Annotated in this window: 17 protein-coding genes; 4 read left to right on the top strand and 13 right to left on the bottom strand. The window is 66.4% G+C overall.

Annotated elements, in window-relative coordinates:
* Window positions 1-44: 44 nt before the first annotated feature.
* From CXQ90_RS11205 to coaE, 4 genes are all read right to left on the bottom strand, one after another.
* The gene (locus tag CXQ90_RS11205; RefSeq protein WP_104139152.1) at window positions 45-1,424 is read right to left on the bottom strand and encodes an MFS transporter; all 1,380 of its coding nucleotides are present in this window, start codon (window positions 1,422-1,424) and stop codon (window positions 45-47) included.
* A 97-nt stretch (window positions 1,425-1,521) separates the two neighbouring features.
* The gene (locus CXQ90_RS11200; protein WP_104139150.1) at window positions 1,522-2,547 is read right to left on the bottom strand and encodes a TerC family protein; all 1,026 of its coding nucleotides are present in this window, start codon (window positions 2,545-2,547) and stop codon (window positions 1,522-1,524) included.
* A 259-nt stretch (window positions 2,548-2,806) separates the two neighbouring features.
* The gene (uvrB, locus tag CXQ90_RS11195; protein WP_104139149.1) at window positions 2,807-4,906 is read right to left on the bottom strand and encodes an excinuclease ABC subunit UvrB; all 2,100 of its coding nucleotides are present in this window, start codon (window positions 4,904-4,906) and stop codon (window positions 2,807-2,809) included.
* Between the two features lie 40 nt (window positions 4,907-4,946).
* Window positions 4,947-6,200: a dephospho-CoA kinase gene (gene coaE / locus CXQ90_RS11190; protein ID WP_104139147.1), complete on the bottom strand. Its 1,254-nt coding sequence runs from the start codon at window positions 6,198-6,200 to the stop codon at window positions 4,947-4,949.
* A gap of 22 nt (window positions 6,201-6,222) precedes the next feature.
* Here coaE and CXQ90_RS11185 point away from each other — a divergent pair, with 22 nt between their 5' ends.
* Both CXQ90_RS11185 and CXQ90_RS11180 read left to right on the top strand, forming a co-directional pair.
* Entirely contained in the window at window positions 6,223-6,927 is a 705-nt protein-coding gene (locus tag CXQ90_RS11185) for a YigZ family protein (RefSeq protein WP_258064493.1), read from the top strand.
* 103 nt (window positions 6,928-7,030) lie between these two features.
* Window positions 7,031-7,597, top strand: a complete 567-nt coding sequence (locus tag CXQ90_RS11180; protein WP_104139146.1) for a type 1 glutamine amidotransferase domain-containing protein — start codon at window positions 7,031-7,033, stop codon at window positions 7,595-7,597.
* 131 nt (window positions 7,598-7,728) lie between these two features.
* Here the strand turns inward: CXQ90_RS11180 and rpsA are convergent, their stop codons facing one another.
* The 3 genes from rpsA to polA all read right to left on the bottom strand — a co-directional run bounded on the left by rpsA (window position 7,729) and on the right by polA (window position 13,645).
* The gene (gene rpsA / locus CXQ90_RS11175) at window positions 7,729-9,204 is read right to left on the bottom strand and encodes a 30S ribosomal protein S1 (protein WP_104139144.1); all 1,476 of its coding nucleotides are present in this window, start codon (window positions 9,202-9,204) and stop codon (window positions 7,729-7,731) included.
* A gap of 229 nt (window positions 9,205-9,433) precedes the next feature.
* A complete protein-coding gene (locus CXQ90_RS11170; RefSeq protein ID WP_104139220.1) occupies window positions 9,434-10,723 on the bottom strand; it encodes a GNAT family N-acetyltransferase in 1,290 nt (429 codons plus the stop codon).
* Window positions 10,724-10,843: 120 nt separating this feature from the next.
* A complete protein-coding gene (polA, locus tag CXQ90_RS11165) occupies window positions 10,844-13,645 on the bottom strand; it encodes a DNA polymerase I (protein WP_258064492.1) in 2,802 nt (933 codons plus the stop codon).
* A gap of 19 nt (window positions 13,646-13,664) precedes the next feature.
* Between polA and CXQ90_RS11160 the strand changes: the two genes are divergently transcribed.
* Complete coding sequence (locus tag CXQ90_RS11160; RefSeq protein WP_104139141.1) at window positions 13,665-14,147, top strand: hotdog fold thioesterase; 483 nt, start codon at window positions 13,665-13,667, stop codon at window positions 14,145-14,147.
* A 69-nt stretch (window positions 14,148-14,216) separates the two neighbouring features.
* On the opposite strand, the gene CXQ90_RS11155 is transcribed toward CXQ90_RS11160, so the two are convergent.
* From CXQ90_RS11155 to CXQ90_RS11135, 5 genes are all read right to left on the bottom strand, one after another.
* Window positions 14,217-14,768: a dihydrofolate reductase family protein gene (locus CXQ90_RS11155; RefSeq protein ID WP_104139140.1), complete on the bottom strand. Its 552-nt coding sequence runs from the start codon at window positions 14,766-14,768 to the stop codon at window positions 14,217-14,219.
* A 64-nt stretch (window positions 14,769-14,832) separates the two neighbouring features.
* The gene (locus CXQ90_RS11150) at window positions 14,833-15,054 is read right to left on the bottom strand and encodes a hypothetical protein (RefSeq protein WP_104139138.1); all 222 of its coding nucleotides are present in this window, start codon (window positions 15,052-15,054) and stop codon (window positions 14,833-14,835) included.
* Window positions 15,051-16,286, bottom strand: a complete 1,236-nt coding sequence (locus tag CXQ90_RS11145) for an inorganic phosphate transporter (RefSeq protein WP_104139137.1) — start codon at window positions 16,284-16,286, stop codon at window positions 15,051-15,053. The genes CXQ90_RS11150 and CXQ90_RS11145 overlap by 4 nt, the downstream gene beginning before the upstream one ends.
* Window positions 16,287-16,450: 164 nt before the next feature.
* Window positions 16,451-16,957, bottom strand: a complete 507-nt coding sequence (locus tag CXQ90_RS11140) for an HAD domain-containing protein (RefSeq protein ID WP_104139135.1) — start codon at window positions 16,955-16,957, stop codon at window positions 16,451-16,453.
* 15 nt (window positions 16,958-16,972) lie between these two features.
* Window positions 16,973-17,842 carry a universal stress protein gene (locus CXQ90_RS11135; protein ID WP_104139219.1) on the bottom strand — a complete coding sequence of 290 codons (870 nt, stop codon included), beginning with the start codon at window positions 17,840-17,842 and terminating at the stop codon, window positions 16,973-16,975.
* Between the two features lie 232 nt (window positions 17,843-18,074).
* On the opposite strand from CXQ90_RS11135, the gene CXQ90_RS11130 reads away from it, so the two are divergent.
* Complete coding sequence (locus CXQ90_RS11130; protein WP_104139134.1) at window positions 18,075-20,471, top strand: phosphoketolase; 2,397 nt, start codon at window positions 18,075-18,077, stop codon at window positions 20,469-20,471.
* A gap of 31 nt (window positions 20,472-20,502) precedes the next feature.
* Here CXQ90_RS11130 and CXQ90_RS11125 read toward each other — a convergent pair whose 3' ends face one another.
* The gene (locus CXQ90_RS11125) at window positions 20,503-21,177 is read right to left on the bottom strand and encodes a hypothetical protein (protein WP_104139132.1); all 675 of its coding nucleotides are present in this window, start codon (window positions 21,175-21,177) and stop codon (window positions 20,503-20,505) included.
* Between the last annotated feature and the right edge of the window lie 3 nt (window positions 21,178-21,180).

Raw genomic sequence — 21,180 nt, 5'->3', positions numbered from 1 at the left:
CCGCCCGCGGGGCAGCGCAACCCGGACTGCCGGGCGGGCCGCCGTCAGTCCGGAGGTGCGGCGCGGCCGGTGCTCGGGGCGGGCCGACCCCCGGCGGCAGGCTGACGCCCGGTCACCAGCACGAAGACCGCGGCGGCCAGGACCCCGGCGCCGAGCACGCCTGCGGCCAGGTTGAGGCCCAGGTATCCGGCCCAGCTGAGGACCAGGCCCGACACCGCGCCGCCGGCAGCACCTGCCGCCCCCATCAGCATGTCCGAGACACCCTGGACCACCACCCGGTCGTCCTGGTCCACGCTTTCCGCCAGGAGGGTCGACCCGGCGATGGTCGCAGCGGACCAGCCGACGCCGAGGAGCACCAGCCCCACGGCAACGGCCCCGGCCGAGCCCTGCCCATAGCCGGCCACCAGAACGGCCGAAACGATGGTGCCGAGGCCCAGGGCGATGGTCTGCAGCCTGCCCATCTTGTCCGTCAGCCAGCCCAGTACGGGCGAGAGCGCAAACATTCCAGCGATGTGCAGCGAGATGGTGAAGCCGATGATGACCAGGGCGTCGCTGGCGGCTGTGTGGCTGCCGTGGGCGCCGCCGGGGCCCGCGACGAGCGCCTGCAGGTGGAGCGGCGTCATGGACATCACGCCCACCATCACTGCGTGGGCCCCGACGACGGCGGCCATTGCCAGGATGGCGGCAGGTGAATGCCGGATGGCGTGCAGGCCCCTGCTCAGTGATCCGCCGAGCCGCGGAGGACCCGCGGGCGGGCTTGCTGCTGGTCCGGCTACCGCCCCGGTCGCCGCAAGCCGACGGGCGAAGAGCAGCGGGTCGGGGCGGAGCCCGACGACCAACAGGACAGTGGCCAGCAGCAGTCCCGCCGCAGAGATCACGAACGGTCCGGCGATGGGCGGCAGCCCCAGCGTCTGGCCCACGACGGCGCCCGGCTGGATGAGGTTGGGCCCGGCGACGGCTCCGATCGTGATGGCCCAGACGACGGCGGACAGCGATCGGCCGCGGTGTTCCGGGTCAGCGAGGTCGACGGCGGCGAACCGGGCCTGCAGGTTGGCGGCCGTACCGACGCCGACACCGGCCGCGCCGACGGCCAGGAAGACAAAGATTCCGGAGACCACGGCCCCGACGATCAGCAAGGCGCCCACGAGGGCTGCCGCAAGTCCTGTGGCCAGGCCCACCCGGCGTCCGCGGCGTTCGGCGAGGGAGGCCAAAGGCAGCGCAGCAAGGGCGGCGGCGAGGGTCATCATCGTGGCGACTGAACCGGCCCATGACTCGGAACCGGTCAGGTCGACGGCCAGCAGGGAGCCGATGGAGACGGTTGCTCCCGTGCCGATTCCGCTGAGGAGCTGTGCGGCGCCCAGGAGCATCACGGTACGCCGCTGTACCTGCGCCTGGTCCGGCTCCGCCCGGGAAGTGGTCGCCATCCTCCGAGCATAGTCCGCGAGGGGCGCGGTAAGCACGGGTTAAAAGCGGCAACCCCGGCCACAGAGTGACCGGGGTTGCCAGTGAAAAGCGGAACGCTTAGTCGACGTCGCTCAGGCTCTTCCGGGCGTCCTCCTCGAGGCGGGCGTCCAGCTTTGCCTTCTGCGCGCCCGAGCTGACCAGGCTGGCGATTACGGCGATGATGATGGTGCCCACGATGACCGCGAGGGAGACGTAGGTGGGGATCTCCGGCGCCCACTCGATGTGGTGCCCGCCGTTGATGAACGGAAGCTCGTTGACGTGCATGGCGTGCAGGACCAGCTTCACGCCGATGAACGCCAGGATGATGGACAGCGCGTGCTTGAGGTACACGAGGCGGTTCATCAGCCCGCCGAGCAGGAAGTACAGCTGGCGGAGGCCCATCAGCGCAAAGATGTTCGCGGTGAAGACGATGAACGCGCTCTGGGTCAGGCCGAAGATGGCCGGAATGGAGTCCACGGCGAACAGCAGGTCCGTCATGCCGATGGTGACAAAGACGACCAGCATGGGGGTGAAGACCTTCTTGCCGTCGACCGTGGTGCGCAGCTTGCCGCCGTCGAACTTCTCCGACATGGGGATGACCTTGCGGAGCTTCGCGATGATCGCGTTCTCCTTGTCTTCCTCGTCTTCGCCCTCATCCTGGGCCTGCTTCCAGGCGGTCCAGAGCAGGAACGCGCCGAAGATGTAGAAGACCCAGCTGAACTGCTCGATCACGATGGCACCGAGCAGGATGAAGATGCCGCGCAGGATCAGCGCGATGATGATGCCCACCATCAGCACTTCCTGCTGGTACTTACGGGGCACCGAGAAGCGCGCCATGATGATGATGAAGACGAAGAGGTTGTCGATGCTGAGGCTGTATTCCGTCACCCAGCCTGCGACGAACTGGCCGCCGTACTCAGCGCCGGCAAACATGAACATGGCACCGGCAAACACGAGGGCCAGCGCCACGTAGAAGGCAACCCAAAGGCCGGCTTCCCTCATGGAGGGCTCGTGGGGGCGCCGCAGCACCAGAAGCAGGTCCATCAGGAGGATGATGCCGAGGACGACGAACGAGCCGACCTCAAACCAGACGGGAAGTTGCACAGAGTTACCTTTCGCAGGGTACAGAAAACTGGTGTAAGTCTCTCCGGCGAACCTGTGCACTTGGTGCTGAATTGGTTGCCCGCTACGCCCGGCAAGGCATCTGTGCCTTGCGTGTTGACGTCCGTAGCGCTTGGGATACTCCCCTACGTGACCTCAACTTTACCTTAGACGCGGCGCTGCCCGCGTCCACGACGTGCCGGCCGCGTCACACTCGGGCATGGGTGCTGCGTCACACTCAGGGTGTGCGGCCGCGTCAGCCTCAGGCGTGCCCGGCTGCGTGCATCTGGCGGAGTTCCTTTTTCAGCTCGCTCACTTCGTCGCGGAGGCGGGCGGCCAGCTCGAACTGCAGCTCGGATGCGGCGCCGTGCATCTGCTCCGTCAGCTGTTCGATGAGCCCCACCAGGTCCTCGGCGGGGGCGGCCGCGAGCCCGTCCGCCCGCACCGTGGCCGCACCCTTGGCCGCCGACTTGCCCCGTTTGCCGCCCTTCGCCAGGCGGTTGTTGTTCAGCAGTTCCTGCGTGTCGGCGTCCTCCTTGGCAAGTTGGTCGGTGATGTCGGCGATCTTCTTCCGCAGCGGCTGCGGGTCCACGCCGTTCGCGGTGTTGTAGGCGACCTGGATGGCGCGGCGCCGGTTGGTTTCGTCGATGGCATGCGCCATGGAGTCGGTGATCCGGTCCGCGTACATGTGCACCTCGCCGGACACGTTCCTGGCCGCACGGCCGATGGTCTGGATCAGCGACGTGGACGACCTAAGGAAGCCTTCCTTGTCGGCGTCGAGGATGCTCACGAGGGACACCTCGGGAAGGTCCAGGCCCTCACGGAGCAGGTTGATGCCAACCAGGACGTCGAACGTTCCCATCCGCAGTTCACGAAGCAGCTCCACACGGCGCAGGGTGTCCACGTCCGAGTGCAGGTACTCCACTTTGACGCCGTGCCCCAGCAGGTAGTCCGTGAGGTCCTCGGCCATCCGCTTGGTGAGCGTGGTGACCAGGACGCGTTCGTTCTTGTCGGTGCGGTTCCGGATCTCACCCAGGAGGTCGTCGATCTGGCCCTTGGTGGGCTTGACCACGACTTCGGGATCGATGAGGCCGGTGGGACGGATGATCTGCTGGACGAAACCGTCCGCCTTGCCGAGCTCGTACTTGCCCGGGGTGGCGGACAAGTAGACGGCCTGGCCCACGCGGTCCTGGAACTCGTCCCATTTCAGCGGGCGGTTGTCCATCGCAGAGGGCAGCCGGAAGCCGTGGTCCACAAGGTTCCGCTTGCGCGACATGTCGCCCTCGTACATGGCGCCGATCTGCGGCACGGTGACGTGGGATTCATCAATCACCAGCAGGAAGTCGTCCGGGAAGTAGTCGATGAGGCAGTGCGGCGCGGTTCCGCGGGCGCGGCCGTCGATGTGCGACGAATAGTTCTCGATGCCGTTGCAGAAGCCCATCTGCTGCATCATTTCGAGGTCGTACGTGGTGCGCATCCGGAGCCGCTGGGCCTCGACCAGCTTGTTCTGGCCTTCCAGCACGGCGAGCCGCTCGGCCAGTTCGTCTTCGATTCTCTTGATCGCCCGGCTCATGCGTTCCGGGCCGGCCACGTAGTGCGAGGCCGGGAAGACGTACATCTCGGTCTCGTCCCGGATGACCTCCCCGGTGAGCGGGTGCAGCGTGTAGATGTTCTCGATCTCGTCGCCGAAGAACTCGATCCGGATGGCGAGTTCTTCGTACATGGGAATGATTTCCACGGTGTCGCCGCGGACGCGGAACGTGCCGCGGTGGAAGTCCATGTCGTTGCGGGTGTACTGCATGGAGACGAATTTCCGGAGAAGGTCGTCGCGGTTCATCTCCGCCCCCTTGCGGAGCGTCACCATGCCGGCGATGTACTCTTCCGGCGTGCCGAGGCCATAAATGCAGGAGACGGTGGCCACCACGATCACGTCGCGGCGGGTCAGCAGCGCGTTGGTGGCGGAGTGCCGGAGCCGTTCCACTTCCTCGTTGACGGATGAGTCCTTCTCAATGAAGGTGTCCGTCTGGGCGACGTAGGCCTCGGGCTGGTAGTAGTCGTAGTAGGAGACGAAGTACTCCACCGCGTTGTTAGGCAGCAGTTCGCGGAACTCGTTGGCCAGCTGCGCGGCGAGGGTTTTGTTCTGGACCATCACCAGGGTGGGCCGCTGGACCTGCTCGATCAGCCAGGCGGTGGTCGCGCTCTTTCCGGTACCCGTGGCGCCCAGGAGCACCACATCCTTCTCGCCGTTCTTGATTCGCTCGGTGAGTTCGGCGATGGCCGCCGGCTGGTCGCCGGCCGGCTTGAATTCGCTGATGACCTCAAAGGGCGCAACGACGCGGTTGATCTCCTGCGCAAGACTCATGTATCTAATCTACCGCCGGCCACTGACAGGAACTCCTGATTCAGCTTTGGGCGGTACCCGGTCCGGCACCGGGGACGCTCCCAGATTCGTACGACGGCGGCTGCCAGCCGCTGCTCCCGGCCCACCGTTCCATTCCCGGGTAGGCGATCTCCGTGAACCAGGGTTCTTTGGCGCCGGCGTACCCCGCTGTGGTCAGCTCCGCCGCATGCAGGGCAGCCAGCCGCCGCTTTTCGGCAAGGTATGCCGCCAGCGCATGGGGTTCCGCCATCAGCCAGTCCCTGAAGCACAGGGCGAAACGCCACCCCGGCGAGCCGGCGACGCGGACGTGGACGTTGACCGGCCGTCCGGGATCGGCGTTTCCGTGCAGGCGCTTGGACCAGGCGGCCGGCTCGGGGCGTCCGGGTTTAGGGCTGTCCAGCAGGATTCCGGGCCAGGCCGGGAAGCCGGCCTGCGCAAGGAGGGGCGCGATCCTGTCCGCGGTGTCCAGGTCCCGGACCGCAAGCTGCATGTCGATGACGTTCTTCGCGTCCAGCCCCGGCACCGCCGTCGAGCCTATGTGGTCAACGGCCAGGATGTCGTCCGGAGCGGCCAGTTTCAGCCGCGCGGACAGCCGGGCCGCCTGGCGGCGCCACCCGGGGTCGTGCTCCGCCAGCACCGGCCCGCCGGACCGGTCGGCAACACGGGCTTCCCCGATATTCCGCGCAAACGGCAGCAGCCGTTCCTCCCACAGCCGGCCCACCGCGTCCCGCACCTCCTTCGGGGTACCGGAATTGTCCAGCACTACATCGGCTGCTGCGAGCCGGACGTCCCGCGACGCCTGCGCGGCCATCCGGGCGCGGGCCTCATCCTCCGTCATCCCCCGGTGTTCGACCATCCGCCGCACCCGCGTCGCTTCGGGCGCGTCCACCACCACGACGAGGTGGAAGCTACTTTCCTGGCCGGTCTCGACGAGGAGCGGAATGTCCTGGACCACGACGGCGTCCCGCGGGGCCGCCGCGATGACTTCGGCTGCCTGCGCCCGGACGAGCGGGTGGACGATTCCGTTCAGTTCTTCCCGCGCCGCCGGGTCCCCAAACACGACGGCGCCGAGCCGCGGCCGGTCGAGCCGGCCGCCGGCGTCGAGGATTTCCGGCCCGAAGGCGCGGACGACCGCGGCAAGGCCCGGAGTGCCCGGTTCCACCACGTCACGCGCGATGGCGTCGGCATCAACGAGCACGGCCCCTAGTTCCCTGAGGCGAGCGGCCACCATGGACTTCCCCGAGGCGATGCCGCCCGTCAACCCGATCTTCAGCACTCCCCAAGACTAAACTGAACCGGTGGCAGAAGCGTCAGATCCCCCGGAGAGCAGGACATCGGCCTACACCTCCCTGGCCGCGGGGCCCGATTTCCGCCATGAGATGGACATCAAGCGGTCGAGGTTCATCACGGTGCTACGGCGCGCGGACAACGAAGACGACGCACGGGCACTGGTGGCAGACCTGCGGCGGGAATTCCGCGACGCCCGGCATCACTGCTCCGCCTTCGTCCTGGGCCCGGACCGGGACGTCCAGCGTTCCAGCGACGACGGCGAACCGTCCGGCACCGCCGGGATCCCCATGCTGGAAGCGCTGATCCGGCGGGAAACCGCGCCCGGGGTGACGGACCTCAGCGACGTCAGTGCCGTCGTCGTGCGCTACTTCGGCGGGATCCTGCTGGGGGCCGGCGGCCTTGTCCGCGCCTACTCCGAGTCGGTCTCCGCCGCCCTGGAGCTCGCTCCCCTGGTGCAGCGCAGGCGGCTGCGCATCTGCGCCGTCCGGGTGCCGCACGCCGCGGCGGGGCGCCTCGAGAACGATCTCCGCAGTTCGGGCTACGTCATGGCCGAGACCGGCTACGAGCCCCGCTCCACCGTTCTGCGGCTCGCCCTGCCCGACGCGCCGGACACCCTGGCGGAGGCCGCCGAACGCCTGGCGGCCATGACGGCCGGAAGCGCGGACCTCCAGCCGGAGGGCACGGAATGGATCGACGTTCCGCTGAACCGCTGACTGCCTGGCCGTAGTGTCGGTTGCAATTATCAGCTTGCTTATCACTTTCCCGCTTTCTAGGGTTGATGCTGTAAGGCACCACACCAGGAAAGAAGGAGGACGAATGTCAGAGCACAACATCGCAGGCAAGAGGGTCGCCTTTGTACTGACGGACGGCGTGGAGCAGGTCGAGCTAACTAGCCCGTGGAATGCAGTCAAGGAAGCCGGCGGCGAACCTGTCCTGGTGGCCCCGAAGAGCGGGAAGCTCCAAGGATTCAAGGGCGTGGACAAGGGAGATACCTTCGATGTCGACCTGACCCTGTCAGAGGCCAATGCTTCCGACTTCCACGCCTTGGTGATCCCCGGCGGCGTCGTCAACGCGGACCATCTCAGGGTGGACAAGGACGCCCAGGCGTTTGCCCGGAGCTTCTTCGAGCAGCACAAGCCGGTGGCAGCCATCTGCCACGGCCCCTGGCTCCTCATCGATGCGGGCGTCGTGAAGGGGCGGAACCTCACGTCGTACCACACACTCGCCACGGACCTCCGGAACGCCGGCGCTAACTGGACGGACGAGCAGGTGGTTGTGGACCAGGGCTTCGTGACGAGCCGGAAGCCGGCCGACCTTGAAGCATTCAACGACAAACTGCTGGAAGAGATCGCCGAGGGCGAGCACGCGGGCCAGACCGCCTGACCGCGGGCCCGCGCAGGCCGGACTTTAACGAAAAGGTGGCCGCCCCCGAGGGGACGGCCACCTTTTGCGTGCTATTTCAAGCTACCAACTGCCTGGGCTCCGGGAGCGGACTCCCGGAGCAGCTGCGGCAATTAGTTGCCGGTCAGCTTCTCGCGCAGTGCCGCGAGAGCCTCGTCCGAAGCAAGCGTGCCTGCACCGGTCTCGGCTGCAGCGGGCTCCGAGGAGTAGCTGGTGGTGCCGGAATCGCTGTCACCGGACGTTGCAGCTGCAGCGTCGTCGGCAGCATGCTGGGAAACCTGCTTCTTGTGAGCTTCCCAACGGGTCTGGGCGTCAGCGTACTGCTGCTCCCAGGCTGCGCGCTGGTTCTCGTAGCCTTCAAGCCACTCGTTGGACTCCGGGTCGAAGCCCTCCGGGTACTTGTAGTTGCCCTCTTCGTCGTACTCTGCGGCCATGCCGTAGAGAGCCGGATCGAATTCGGTGCTGTCGGCGTCAACGCCCTCGTTAGCCTGCTTGAGGGAGAGGGAGATGCGGCGGCGCTCGAGGTCGATGTCGATGACCTTGACGAACAGCTCGTCACCAACGGAGACAACCTGCTCAGCAAGCTCAACGTGGCGGACAGCCAGCTCGGAGATGTGAACGAGGCCTTCGATGCCGTCTTCGACGCGAACGAACGCACCGAACGGAACGAGCTTGGTGACCTTACCCGGAACAACCTGGCCGAGGGCGTGGGTGCGGGCGAAGGTCTGCCACGGATCTTCCTGCGTAGCCTTGAGCGACAGGGAAACGCGCTCGCGGTCCAGGTCGACCTCGAGAACCTCGACGGTGACTTCCTGGCCAACTTCGACAACCTCGGACGGGTGGTCGATGTGCTTCCAGGACAGCTCGGAAACGTGAACCAGGCCGTCTACGCCGCCCAGGTCCACGAAGGCACCGAAGTTGACGATGGAGGAAACGACGCCGGGACGGACCTGGCCCTTTTCCAGCTTGTTGAGGAACGTGGAGCGGACCTCGGACTGGGTCTGCTCGAGCCAGGCACGGCGGGACAGCACAACGTTGTTGCGGTTCTTGTCCAGCTCGATGATCTTGGCTTCGATCTGCTGACCGATGTACGGAGCAAGGTCGCGCACACGGCGCATCTCGACGAGGGATGCGGGCAGGAAGCCGCGCAGACCGATGTCGAGGATAAGACCACCCTTGACAACCTCGATGACGGTACCGGTGACGACACCGTCTTCTTCCTTGACCTTCTCGATGTCGCCCCAGGCGCGCTCGTACTGAGCACGCTTCTTGGAGAGGATCAGGCGGCCTTCTTTGTCTTCCTTGGTGAGCACCAGGGCTTCGACCTGATCGCCAACGGAGACGACGTCTCCGGGATCAACGTCGTGCTTGATGGACAGCTCGCGGGAGGGGATGACACCTTCGGTCTTGTAACCGATGTCGAGCAGAACTTCGTCGCGGTCGACCTTGACGACGGTACCTTCGACGAGATCTCCGTCGTTGAAGTACTTGATGGTGGCGTCGACTGCTGCGAGGAAGTCCTCAGCGGTACCGATGTCGTTAATGGCGACTACGGGGGTACCGGGCTTCTCGGTGGAGGTGATGGTCATGTAGTAGGGGCTCCGTTGTGGATAGTTAGTCGGTCAGGCAAACCATCGCGCCCGCGTTATGGAACGCAGGCGCAAAGCACGGCATATCACGCGGATCTGCCGGGTCATCCTGATTTTGTGGATTTTAGATACGTGCACCTAGTACACGCCCGTTCATTCTAGTCGCACTCGCCAACGCCGGTCAAAGCGCCGCGGCCACCTTGAAGGCCTGTGACCTGCCGGAACGCCGTCAAAAATGCGTCAGACAGTGCGGCGAGCGTTCGACGGCGAACATGAGCCGCGCTTTCAGCGCCGCCCCCGGGGCGTGTTCGGTGACCCGGCCGGCGGCCTTCAGGGTCACGGGACAAACCGCCCCCAAATAGATGGAGCCGAGTTCCGCGATGTCCAGGGACAGGTCCGGTTCCGACCCCGCCGGAGCCTCGGTGACGTGTGCTTCCCCGCCGCTGACCTCGAGGGTAAACGTGCCACCGGCAAAGCCAAGGGCGTCCCCGACCTCCAGCACGAGTGAACCGTCCGCGGAGTACCGCCGGGCAGCCAGGGCCGTGGCGGTGTCCAGGATCCGCAGCCAGAGCATGTCCCGGTGGTCCGATGACTCAATGCACCGCGGGTCCCCCAGCGCCCAGGTCAGGGGGTCGTCCACCGGCGCGTCCGGCCAGCTGATCCGGTCCACGAGGTCGATGCTGCCGAGGAACTGCCACAGATCCAGGTAGGCGGCGTCCGTCGCCGCCACAAGGTCCACGATCTCCATGGTGTACGGCTTGGTGTCCCAGCCGGCGAACTTGTACGAGACGTAGCCGTCCACGGCGCCCGCGGCGTCGTAGTGCAGGGCGCACCGGATTGCCTGGTCCTCGCTGCCGTCGCGGCCGACGGCGCCGGAGACGTTCTGCCGGTAGGCGTCCTGCCGGATGATCGACCCCGGTGTGTGCCGGTGCACGCGTTCGAACACTGCAGGGGCGAGCTCGAGCAGCACTTTCCGGTCGGCGCTTTCCACGGATCCGGCAGGCTGGTGACGCAGGCTGAAGCGCGGCCCGGTGTCCACCTTGATGCTGCGCTCAAACGTTGCCACGCCGTAGCCGAAGCGGCCGTAGATGGAGCCTTCCGATGCGGTCAGGGCCGCCATCGCCAGACCGTCTGCCTTTACCGCAGCGAGGTCGTCCGTCATCATGCGGCGCAGGATGCCCTGGCGACGGTGCGTGCCGCGTACGGTCACCGCCGTCACCATGTGCGTCCGGAGCTGACGGCCGTAGCCGACGTTCATGTCCTTGCGCAGTGTGCCGAACGTGGCCACGGGAACGTTGGCGGCCAGGGAATGCGGTGCAACCTGGCCCGTCTGGTAGACGCCCGTCAGCTCACGGTTATCCTGCCGGTACATGGCCATGATCTTGTCCACGAATTCGTCATTCCGGCGGGTGTCGTGGAAGCCGAAGCCCACGGCCTGAATCCAGTCCGTGCCCTGGGCGTAACCGGGCTCGCCCTTGTCCGCCGCCCTGAAGCGCCTGATCTCATACCTGTCTGCCACGTGCTGCTCCCCCTTGAACCCGAATGAATGGAACCCGAATGAATGAAACCGGATGATTTGAACCCGGATTAATGACATACGCAGGGCGCCTGGAACGGCGCCCTGCGCTTCCGGATATGACTAGTGACCGGCGTCGTACCAGCTGGGTCCGACGCCGATCTGGACGTCCAGCGGAACGCTGAGGTCCGCGGCCGAACCCATCTGCTCTGTCACGAGCTTCTCAACGGCCTCGCGCTCGCCCTTGGCCACCTCAAGCACCAGTTCATCGTGGACCTGCAGGAGCATCCTCGACTTGAGTCCGCGGGCGGCCAGTTCGTCATGGACGCCGAGCATGGCGCGCTTGATGATATCCGCGGCGGAACCCTGGATGGGCGAGTTCAGGGCAATGCGCTCCGCGTTCTCGCGCAGCTGGCGGTCCGTGCTGGTGAGATCGGGCAGGTACCGGCGCCGTCCCTCGATGGTGGCGGTGTAGCCGTCGATCCGGGCCTGGTCCACCACGCCGCGGAGGTAGTCGCGCACGGCGCCGAACCGGTCGAAGTAGTCCTTCATGAGGGTCCGTGCCTCGTCGACGGAGATCTCCAGCTGCTTGGAGAGGCCGAACGAGGTCAGACCGTACGCGAGTCCGTAGGACATCGCCTTGACCTTGGACCGCATCGCACTGGTCACCTGGTCGGTGGGCACATGGAAGATGTTGGAGCCCACGAACCGGTGGAGGTCTTCACCGTCCTTGTAGGCCTGGATCAGGCCGGCGTCCCCCGAAAGGTGGGCCATGATGCGCATTTCGATCTGAGAGTAGTCCGCGGACAGCAGGCAGTCATAGCCCTCGCTGACCACGAAGATGCCGCGGACGCGCCGACCTTCCTCGCTGCGGATGGGGATGTTCTGCAGGTTGGGGTTGTTGGAGGAGATCCGGCCGGTGGCCGCCACGTTCTGCGCGTAGGTGGTGTGGATCCGGCCGTCTTCCGCGACCGACTTCTTGAGCGACTCCAGCATCTGGCGCAGCTTCGACGACTCGCGGTGCGCCATCAGCTGGACCAGGAATTCGTGCCCCGTCTTTTCCAGCAGGTTCTTGAGCGACGCGGCGTCCGTGGTGTAGCCGGACTTGATCTTCTTGGTCTTCGGCAGCTGGAGTTCGTCGAACAGGACGGCCTGCAGCTGCTTCGGCGAACCGAGGTTGACCTCGTGGCCAATCGCGGCGAAGGCAAGCTCCTGCGCGTTGTCGATCACCTTGGCGAGGTCCGCCAGCTGCTCGTCCATGCGCGGCATGTCGATGGCGATGCCCGCGAGTTCCATGTCCGCGAGGACACGGCTGACGGGCAGCTCGAGCGTGGCCAGCAGGTCCGCGGCTTCTCGTTCCTTCAGTTCCGATTCGAAGTAACGGCTCAGGGCCTGCACGACGGCGGCCACCCTGACCAGCGCGCCCGCAGCGGCGGCGTCGTCGCCGTCGAACGACAACTCAAGCTGGCCCGCTTTCGCGGTCTCGGGCGAGATGCTGATGTTGAGGTGGTGCTGGGCCAGCTCGGCGAGCTCGTACGTGCGGCGGTCCGGCTGGATGAGGTAGCCGGAGATTGAGGTGTCATCCACCACCCCTTCCAAGCCGAGGCCGCGGCTGGACAGAGCCTTGAGGGCGGCCTTGTAGCCGTGCATCACCTTCGGTGATTGCCCGTCCCGCAGCCAGTCCGCAAGGACGTTTTCGGCTGCGGCGTCCTGGCTGGCGAGGTCGATGTAGACGGCGGCGTCGTCACGGACGATGGCCAGCGCGGCGGCGTCCTCGCCGATCCGTCCCGGAACGAGGTCGACGGCGACGGCGGACCGCTGGCCCGCGCCTGCGGCCAGGAAGGTGCTCAGCTCCGTTGCACCGGCGGGGGTGACGAAGTCAGGCGTCTCGATGCTCTCGCGCTCCGCGGGTTCCACTTCGTCACTGCCGTAGAGGGCGAAGAGCCGGGTGCGGATGGTCTTGAATTCAAGGTCGTCGAACAGTTGCTCCAAGGCGGCCTCGTCCGGCCTCGGTTCCGCGAGTTCGTCCAGCGTTACGGGGAGGTCCAGGTCCGTGTGGAGCCGGTTCAGCCTCCGGTTGCGCTTGACGTCCTCGACGTTCTCGCGCAGGGCATCCCCTACCTTGCCGCCGATAGCGTCGAGGTGCTCCAGAACCCCCTCCAGCCCGCCATACAGGTTGATCCATTTGGCCGCCGTCTTGGGGCCGACGCCGGGAACGCCCGGGAGGTTGTCCGCGGACTCCCCCACGAGGGCGGCGAGGTCCGAGTACTGCGGCGGGGTGACAAAGTACTTCTCCTGGATGGCGGCCGCGTCCAGCCGGGGAATGTCGCTGACTCCCTTCCTGGGGTACAGCACAAACACGTTGTCGGTGATGAGCTGGAAAGCGTCACGGTCACCGGTCACCAGGAGCACCTCGTAGCCGGCCTTTTCTCCCATGGCGGCGAGTGTTGCCAGGACGTCGTCAGCTTCATAGCCCGGCATTTTGATGGTCTTGATGCCCCACGCCTGCATGACTTTGTCGATGAGGTCGATCTGGCCGCTCATCTCCCGGGGTGTCTCGTTCCGGCCGCCCTTGTACTCGCTGTACTCGGCCTTGCGGTGGGTGGTTTCATCCGAGACATCGAAGGCCACGGCGATGTGGGTGGGCTTCTGTTCCTTGATCAGGTTGATCAGCATGGACGTGAATCCGTGGATCGCGTTGGTGTGCTGCCCGTTGGCAGTGGAGAACTTGTCCGCCGGCAGGGCGAAGAAGGCCCGGAACGCCATGGAGTGCCCGTCAAGCACCAGAAGGCGGGGCTGGTCTGTCAGGGGAATGACCGGGGCCTCAGTCGCCGAGACCGACCGGCTGGCCGGTGACTGGACCGCAACTTCCTCCAGTGTTTCGGTTGCGGACGGGAAAGGGGCCGGTTTGGTAGTTTCACTCACAGGTGCCAGCCTAGTTGCCATGATGGACAATTTCACGCCCGACCGGTCCGCCGACGAGGCGCGGTTCAAGGAAGAGCTGGTCGCTGCAGGAGTCCCCGAACACCTCCACGACTGGCTCGGCGGATTCGGCATCGGGGCGCTGGTGGTGAAGATGGGCATCCGCTTCCTGGAAATGAGTCCGGAGCGGACGGTGGCCACCATGCCGGTGGAAGGCAACACCCAGGTGGCGGGAATCCTCCATGGCGGGGCCCATGTGGTCCTCGCGGAAACGCTGGGCTCCTTTGCGGCAGGCATGCATGCCGGAACCGGGCGCCAGGCGCTCGGCATCGAGGTTGGCGCGACCCACCACCGGGCCATCTCGGCGGGCACCGTGACCGGGACGTGCACGGCCATTCATCTGGGGCGCACGCTCGCCACGCACGAAATCGTCATGACTGACGAACAGGGCCGTCGGCTCTCGACCGCGCGCATCACCAACCTCATCCGGGACATCGGCGCGTAAGCGCCGGCGGCGGAAAGCCGTCCGGCAGAGCCCGGCTGATCCGGGACGGCGCTATTCCTGGGACGGCGCTTATCCTGAGCCGGCGCCGAAACGGTACCGGAGCTCCACGATTCCCCGCCCTTGGGTGCGCGATTCCACCAACTCAAGCGGCGGCGTCGGACCTTCCAGCGGAAGCAGCCGCTTGCCGTTCCCGAGCACCACCGGAATGACCGAAACGATCAGCTCGTCCAGGAGCCCGGCGCCGGCGAACTGGGCGGCAAGGTCCCCGCCGCCCACCACCCAGATGTTCTTGCCGGCTGCGTCCCTCCTGAGGTCGTCGGCGAACTCACCGACGTCGCCGCGCACGAAAGCGACGTCCGCCCCGGGCGGAGCCCTGAACTCATGGTGGGTGAAGACCCAGCAGGGCGTGTCGGGGTACGGCCAGTTGCCGGGCTCGTGGTCCATCAGCCACTGATAGGTGGTCCCGCCCATGACGATGCAGCCGATGCCTGCCATGAAGGCGTCGTAGCTCTCCTTGCCGCCTTCGAAACCGTCGAACTGCAGCAGCCACGCAAGGTCGTCGTCAGGGGTGGCGATGAACCCGTCGAGGGACGACGCCACGTAGTACTGGACACTGGACATGGCTAAAGCCTAGCGATTCCGCCTCCCTGTTCCCAGAGGTCAATTAAGGACCTGCGGGGGCAGGCTAGCCGCTGAAGTACGGGATGATCAGGTACAACCCGAACAGCACGGCGAGGCCGCAGAGGGCGAAGCACGCGTAGGCCAGGGAGCGGAGCCACCCGGGCGCGGCGGCGCGCTGGTCGCCGCCCATGGCGGTGAGGCGGACGCCGAGTGAATAGAGGACCACTACCGTCACCGCGGACACCAGGGTGGCACCGCCTACGGTGAGGAGTTCCAACCACTTCATCGCTCTGTATCCTTCGGCTCGTTTGCCCTGGCTGACTCGTTTGCCCTGGCCCGCGCCCGGGCGAAGGCCTTCTTCTTCGCGAAGCGGACGGCCTGTCCGGCTTCCTCGACTTCCACGGCATTGTGGTGGCCCACCTTGGACTGGCGGGACACCAGGAACATGTAGAGCACGGCGCCCGTTCCTGCAACGGCGGCGATGACGACGCCCACAACACCCGTCTTGACGAGCAGGGCTGTCAGGGCGCCCACGATGCCTGCGGCGGGCAGGGTGAAGAGCCAGCCGAGCGCAATCTTGCCGACCATCCCCCAGCGGACCGACGTACCTCTCCGGCCCAGCCCCGATCCGATGACGGACCCGGAGGCCACCTGCGTGGTGGACAGCGCGAAGCCGAGGTGCGAGGAAGCGAGGATGGCGGACGCCGTGCTGGTCTCGGCCGCGAAGCCCTGTGCGGGCTTCACCTCGGTGAGCCCCGCCCCCATTGTCCGGATGATGCGCCAACCGCCGGCATATGTGCCGATGGCAATGGCGAACGCACACGCGGCGATGACCCACAGCTGCGGGCCCGAACCGGGGGTCTGAGTGCCGGCCGCAATGAGGACCAGCGTGATGATGCCCATGGTCTTCTGGGCATCATTGGTTCCGTGGGCGAGGGCCACGAGGCTGGAAGTGAAGATCTGGCCGGTGCGGAAGCCGCCTCGCTTCTGGGTCAGCTTGGTGCCGGTCTCTGGATCGTGCCGGGAGGTCAGGGCATAGGCCAGGCGCGTGCAGATGTAGGCGACGATCGCGGCGATGAGGGGGGCGAAGACTGCCGGAAGGATGACTTTCTGGAGGAGGGTCTCCAGATTCACGGAGTTGAACCCGATGCCGGCGACCGCGGCGCCGATGAGACCGCCGAAGAGTGCGTGCGACGAACTTGAGGGCAGCCCCTTCAGCCAGGTGATCATGTTCCACAGAATGGCGCCCATGAGGCCGGCAAAGATGATGTCCGGCGTGATCTGGACGCCGCCGGAGCCTTCGCGGATGATGCCGCCGGAAACCGTCTTGGCCACTTCCGTGGACAGGAACGCTCCCACGAGGTTCAGGATCGCCGCCAAGGTAACTGCAGTCTTCGGCTTGATGGCACCCGTGGCGATGGGCGTGGCCATCGCGTTCGCGGTGTCATGAAAACCGTTCGTGAAGTCGAAAAATAGTGCCAGCGCGATGACCAGCGCCACCATGAAGGTGATATCCACCTGTTGCCCAATCTGCAGAGTCGACGTTCAGCAGTTCCACTTCCCCGGCCCGCCTTGCACAGCATAGTTCACCTAATGTTCATGCGGTGGGAGTTGCAAAGCTGCGGAACGGGCTTGAAACCCTATAGATCGTACGCGGCTCGGCTATGAGGTCAAACCTGTCGTCACGGCTGGCCTTGCGCGAAGCTCCGGATAGCCTCGAGCTCCTGCGGCGACAGGCCGGTCCGCGGATCCGGCGACACCAGCAGGGCCCGCGCTCCCAGGATCCGGGCCCAGGCCTGTGCGCGGCCCTCGTAGGCGAGCTGGTCGTCCACCCAGATGATCCGCTCGGGCGCGGAGATGCTCACGTCGGCCTGGATTGCTTCCAGCTTCCACCACTCCGCCCCGCTTCCCGCGCCGTCCGCGGTGAGCACAGGCCATCCGCTGCCGTTGAGTCCCGTGACCGGGCACAGGACGGTCGGGGCCAGTTCCTCCCAGCTGGTCAGCCACACGCATCGCAGACCCCACACCGGCGCAAGCCGGTTCAGGGCCTCCACGAGCTCCCCCGCGTACGCCACCTCGAGCATTCCGGCGTATGCGTACTGCCAGGCGGACCCCCACGGCGTGCCGCCGGTCGCACCGAACGGACACACCACGCCGTCCACGTCCAGGTACAGTGAGACATTTCCCACGGCGTTTCCAGTCCGCTACTCCTCGTGGTGGGCCTTGCGGACTCTGGTGACAACCGTGGGGCACGGCACGCGGGTCAGGACCGCGTGCGCCGTCGAACCGAGCAGGAGCCTGCTGAAGCCGCCCCGGCCGCGGCTGCCGATCACCAGCATCCGGGCGTCCGCCGCGATCTCAACGAGTGCCTTGGCCGGGTCGGTATCGCTTTCGAGCCGCTGATGCACCACGAGGTCCGGGTACCTGTCCCCCAGCCCGGCCACGCTTTCGGCCAGGACAACCTTCTCTTCCTCTTCCATGACCTCGGCCACTCTGCTGGAGGGCAGTCCGCGCCGGGTCCATCTGGCGGGATGCCGGAAGGCCAGGACCGCTGTCAGTTCGTCCCCTTCGCGGTCGGCCTCGGCGGCCGCGAGTGCAACCGCCTGGCTCGACTCCTCAGAGCCGTCCACGCCCACAACCACTCCCCGCCGTTCCGTCGCCGGGACGCTGGGTATCACCGCCACGGGGCTGTCCGAGGCGGTGACAATCTGCAGCGCCCGGTCGGTCACGCGTCCGCCGTCCGCCCAGTACCTGTGGTGCGACCCGATGACCAGCAGGGACGCGTCCCTGGACATCTCCTTGAGCGCCACCGCAGTGCCGCCGTGCCGCAGCTGGATATCGACGTCGACGTCCGATTGCCGCTTGGCGGCGTCCTGCTGCACCTGCCGCAGCAGCTGCAGCGCGGATTCCTTGATCAGCTCGTGATACTGGAATTCCTGCGCCACCCACCGGTCATCGACGGCATGCATGGCGATCACCGGAAGCCTGAGCCGGGATGCGCGGTTGAGGGACCAGGCCATTGCGGCCTCGCTGCTGGCCGAGCCGTTGATGCCCACGACGATTGGTTTGTTCATTTCGGCGACCTGCTTGCTCCATCGCATTGTTTTGCTTCATCGCGCCGTTCCGATCAGCCCGCCTACAGGCCGGTGACACCTCCATTCTCCTCCGCACGAAGTACCGGGGTAAGGGCCCCGGAGCTCCCCTCCCGGTGCTTCCAACCACGAGGCGGATTCCGGGAGCGCTCCTGTTCCTCCCAAGTAGACTGTGCCCGTCAGCGCTGTAGCAGTACCGACGAGAGGCACTTGCATGGGCAACACCGCGGCGGGCCAGGCAACCTCTGCCGAAGATCTTGAACTGCTGAACAGGTACTGGAATGCGGCGAACTACCTGACCGTTGCCCAGATCTACCTTCAGGAGAATCCGCTGCTCCGGGAACCGCTGAAGGCGGACCACATCAAGCCGAGGCTGCTGGGGCATTGGGGAACCGGGCCGGGCCTGTCCCTGGTGTACGTGCACCTCAACCGGCTGATCAGGCGGACATCGGCAGAGGTCTTGTTCGTCGCCGGCCCGGGGCACGGCGGACCGTCCGTGGTGGCGAACGTCTACCTCGAGGGCACGTACTCCGAGATATATCCGGACGTCGGGCAGGACGTTGCCGGGCTGAGGCAGCTGGCACGGCAATTTTCGACTCCCGGCGGCGTGGGCAGCCACGTGGGCCCTGCCACGCCGGGATCCATCCATGAAGGCGGCGAGCTGGGTTATTCGCTCATGCACGCCACCGGGGCGGTCATGGACAACCCCGGGCTTATCGCCGCTTGCGTGATTGGCGACGGCGAAGCGGAAACCGGGCCGCTGGCGGCGTCCTGGGCGGCGCCGTTCTTCCTCAACCCGGCACGGGACGGCGCCGTCCTGCCGATCCTGCACCTCAACGGACACAAGATTTCGGGGCCCACGGTGCTCGGCCGCCGCTCCGACGAAGACGTGGAAGTGCTCCTGCGAGCGCACGGCTGGGACCCCGTTACGGTGTCCGGAGACCAGCCCCTTGACGTCCACCGGGCGATGGCCTCGGCCATGGATGGAGCGTATGCTGCGATCCGGGGAATCCAGGAGCGGGCCCGCAGCGGCGGCGCCGCGGACGCTGCCCGCTGGCCGGCTATCATCCTGCGGACACCCAAGGGCTGGACAGGTCCGGAATCGGTGGACGGCAGCCCCGTCGAGGGAACCTTCCGCTCACACCAGGTGCCACTCTCCGGTGTCAAGGACCATCCCGAGCACCTGGCGCTGCTGGAAGAGTGGTTGCGTTCCTACCAACCGGAAACCCTTTTCGACGACGGCGGCCGGCTTGTGCCGGAACTGGCAGCCCTTGCGCCGGAGGGCCGGCTGCGAATGGGGGCGGTGCCCCCGGCCAACGGCCAGCCGTCCGTCCCGCTGGCAATCCCTGACCTCGGCAAGTATGCCGTCCACCCCGGCGAGCGCGGCTCCACCAGCAGCGAGACCACCAAACCGCTGGGTGAGCTGTTCCGGGACCTGTACCGCGACACCGCGGACAACCCGCGGTTCCGGCTCTTCTGCCCGGATGAGACCAACAGCAACCGGCTGGGCGCCGTGTTCGAGGCCACCGACCGGTGCCTTCTCCTCCCGCCGCGGGGCAGCGACCCCGCTGATGATCATGTCTCCGCAGACGGGCGGGTCATGGAGGTACTCTCCGAGCACCTGTGCCAGGGATGGCTGGAGGGCTACCTGCTGACCGGAAGGCACGGGTTCTTCGCCAGCTATGAGGCATTCGCTATGGTCAGCGCATCCATGACCGTGCAGCATGCCAAGTGGCTGCAGCACGCCCGCGAGCTCGAATGGCGCTCGCCTGTCCCGAGCCTGAACATCCTGCTGACGTCAACCTGCTGGCGAAACGACCACAACGGGTTCAGCCATCAGGGTCCGGGCCTGATCGACACCGTGCTTTCCCTCTCGGGTGAAGTGACCAGGATCTACCTTCCGCCGGATACCAACACCCTGCTGGCGGCGGCGGAGCACGTCCTGCTCAGCACGGACTACGTCAACCTCGTGGTGGTGGACAAGCAGCCCCATCCCCAGTACCTCACCCTTGAGGAAGCACGCGCCCATGCCGAAGCCGGGGCATCCCGCTGGGACTGGGCCGGGAACGAGGACACGGGAGGCACCGCCGACCCGGACATTGTCCTTGCCTGTGCCGGGGACATTCCCACAGAGGAGACGCTGGCCGCCGCGTGGCTCGTTCAGCGGCACGTCCCCGACGCGCGGGTGCGGGTGGTCAACGTCATGGACGCCATGGTTCTTCCGCCAAGGGACACGCACCCGCACGGTCTCGACGACGGGACGTTCAGTTCGTTGTTCACGGACAGCTGCGATGTGGTTGTGGCGTGGCACGGCTACGCCCGCTCGTTCCACCAGCTGCTGCACGGCCGCCCGAACCCGGAACGGTTCCACATCCGCGGCTACAGCCAGCAGGGAACCACCACCACGCCGTTCGACATGGTGGTGGTCAACCGCATGAGCCGCTATCACCTGGCCTTGGAGGCGCTGCGGCGGATGCCGCGGCAACTTCCCGGCGCTGAAGCGCTCACCGACCACTGCAACCGGCAGCTCGACGCCCATGCCGACTACATCCGCGAGCACTTCGAGGACCTCCCCGAGGTCCGTGAGTGGGTCTGGACACCGCCGGACTAGGCCGGCGGGTCACTGCGCGGACTGCCGCGGTTCACATCGCGGCCGGCGGACCTGCCCCCAGCATCCGGGCCACCTTCTCCTCGAGCGCCGCCCGGGTCGCTTCGGGCAGGACTATCAGGCCCTCGAGCTCGTGCCGGGCGCGTTTGTACGCTGTCTGCCGTTCGGCGGGAGTGGCTGCCTCATCTTCGGCGATCCGCAGCAGCTTCCGCGCCGTTGCCAGCTTCTGGCGTTCCTCAGCCGAGAAGTTGCTGTCCCGGATGCGCCGGGCTTCCCGCTCAGCGACGTCGAAGGCGACCTCGAAATTGCGCACGGCGGCCCGGTATTCATCCAAGCGCGTCCTGCTGCGTATGCCGGCGGGACCTGCCGGCCGCAGCCCGTCCGCTTCACGCTTGGCGCGCAGAAACGCCACCGTGAGGGGCTCCCGGACATCCGTCATGACCGGAAAATCGATGAGCTTGCCCACATCGAGCTCGTAGTCCAGCCAGCGGCGGTTCACGTCATCGTGGGCCGCCAGCAGCGCCGCAACCTCGGCTTCGCCCGCCTGCTCAACGGACAGCGCCTGGTTCCGGAGCCGGTAAAGCTCCACCCTGCGCTGGTGCCGCCGTTCGCCGGCCTTCGACCACGCCTTGCTCCAGCCGCCAACAATTCCGCTCAACGGGAAAATGAGCCACCAGAAGTGGCCTACGAAGTCGAGAATGGGCTGCACCCG

Source organism: Arthrobacter sp. ZGTC131 (assembly GCF_002929275.1).
In the GTDB taxonomy this organism is placed as follows: domain Bacteria; phylum Actinomycetota; class Actinomycetes; order Actinomycetales; family Micrococcaceae; genus Arthrobacter.
Note: the sequence above shows the minus strand (reverse complement) of the source record. Positions and strands in the feature narration are given on the sequence as shown.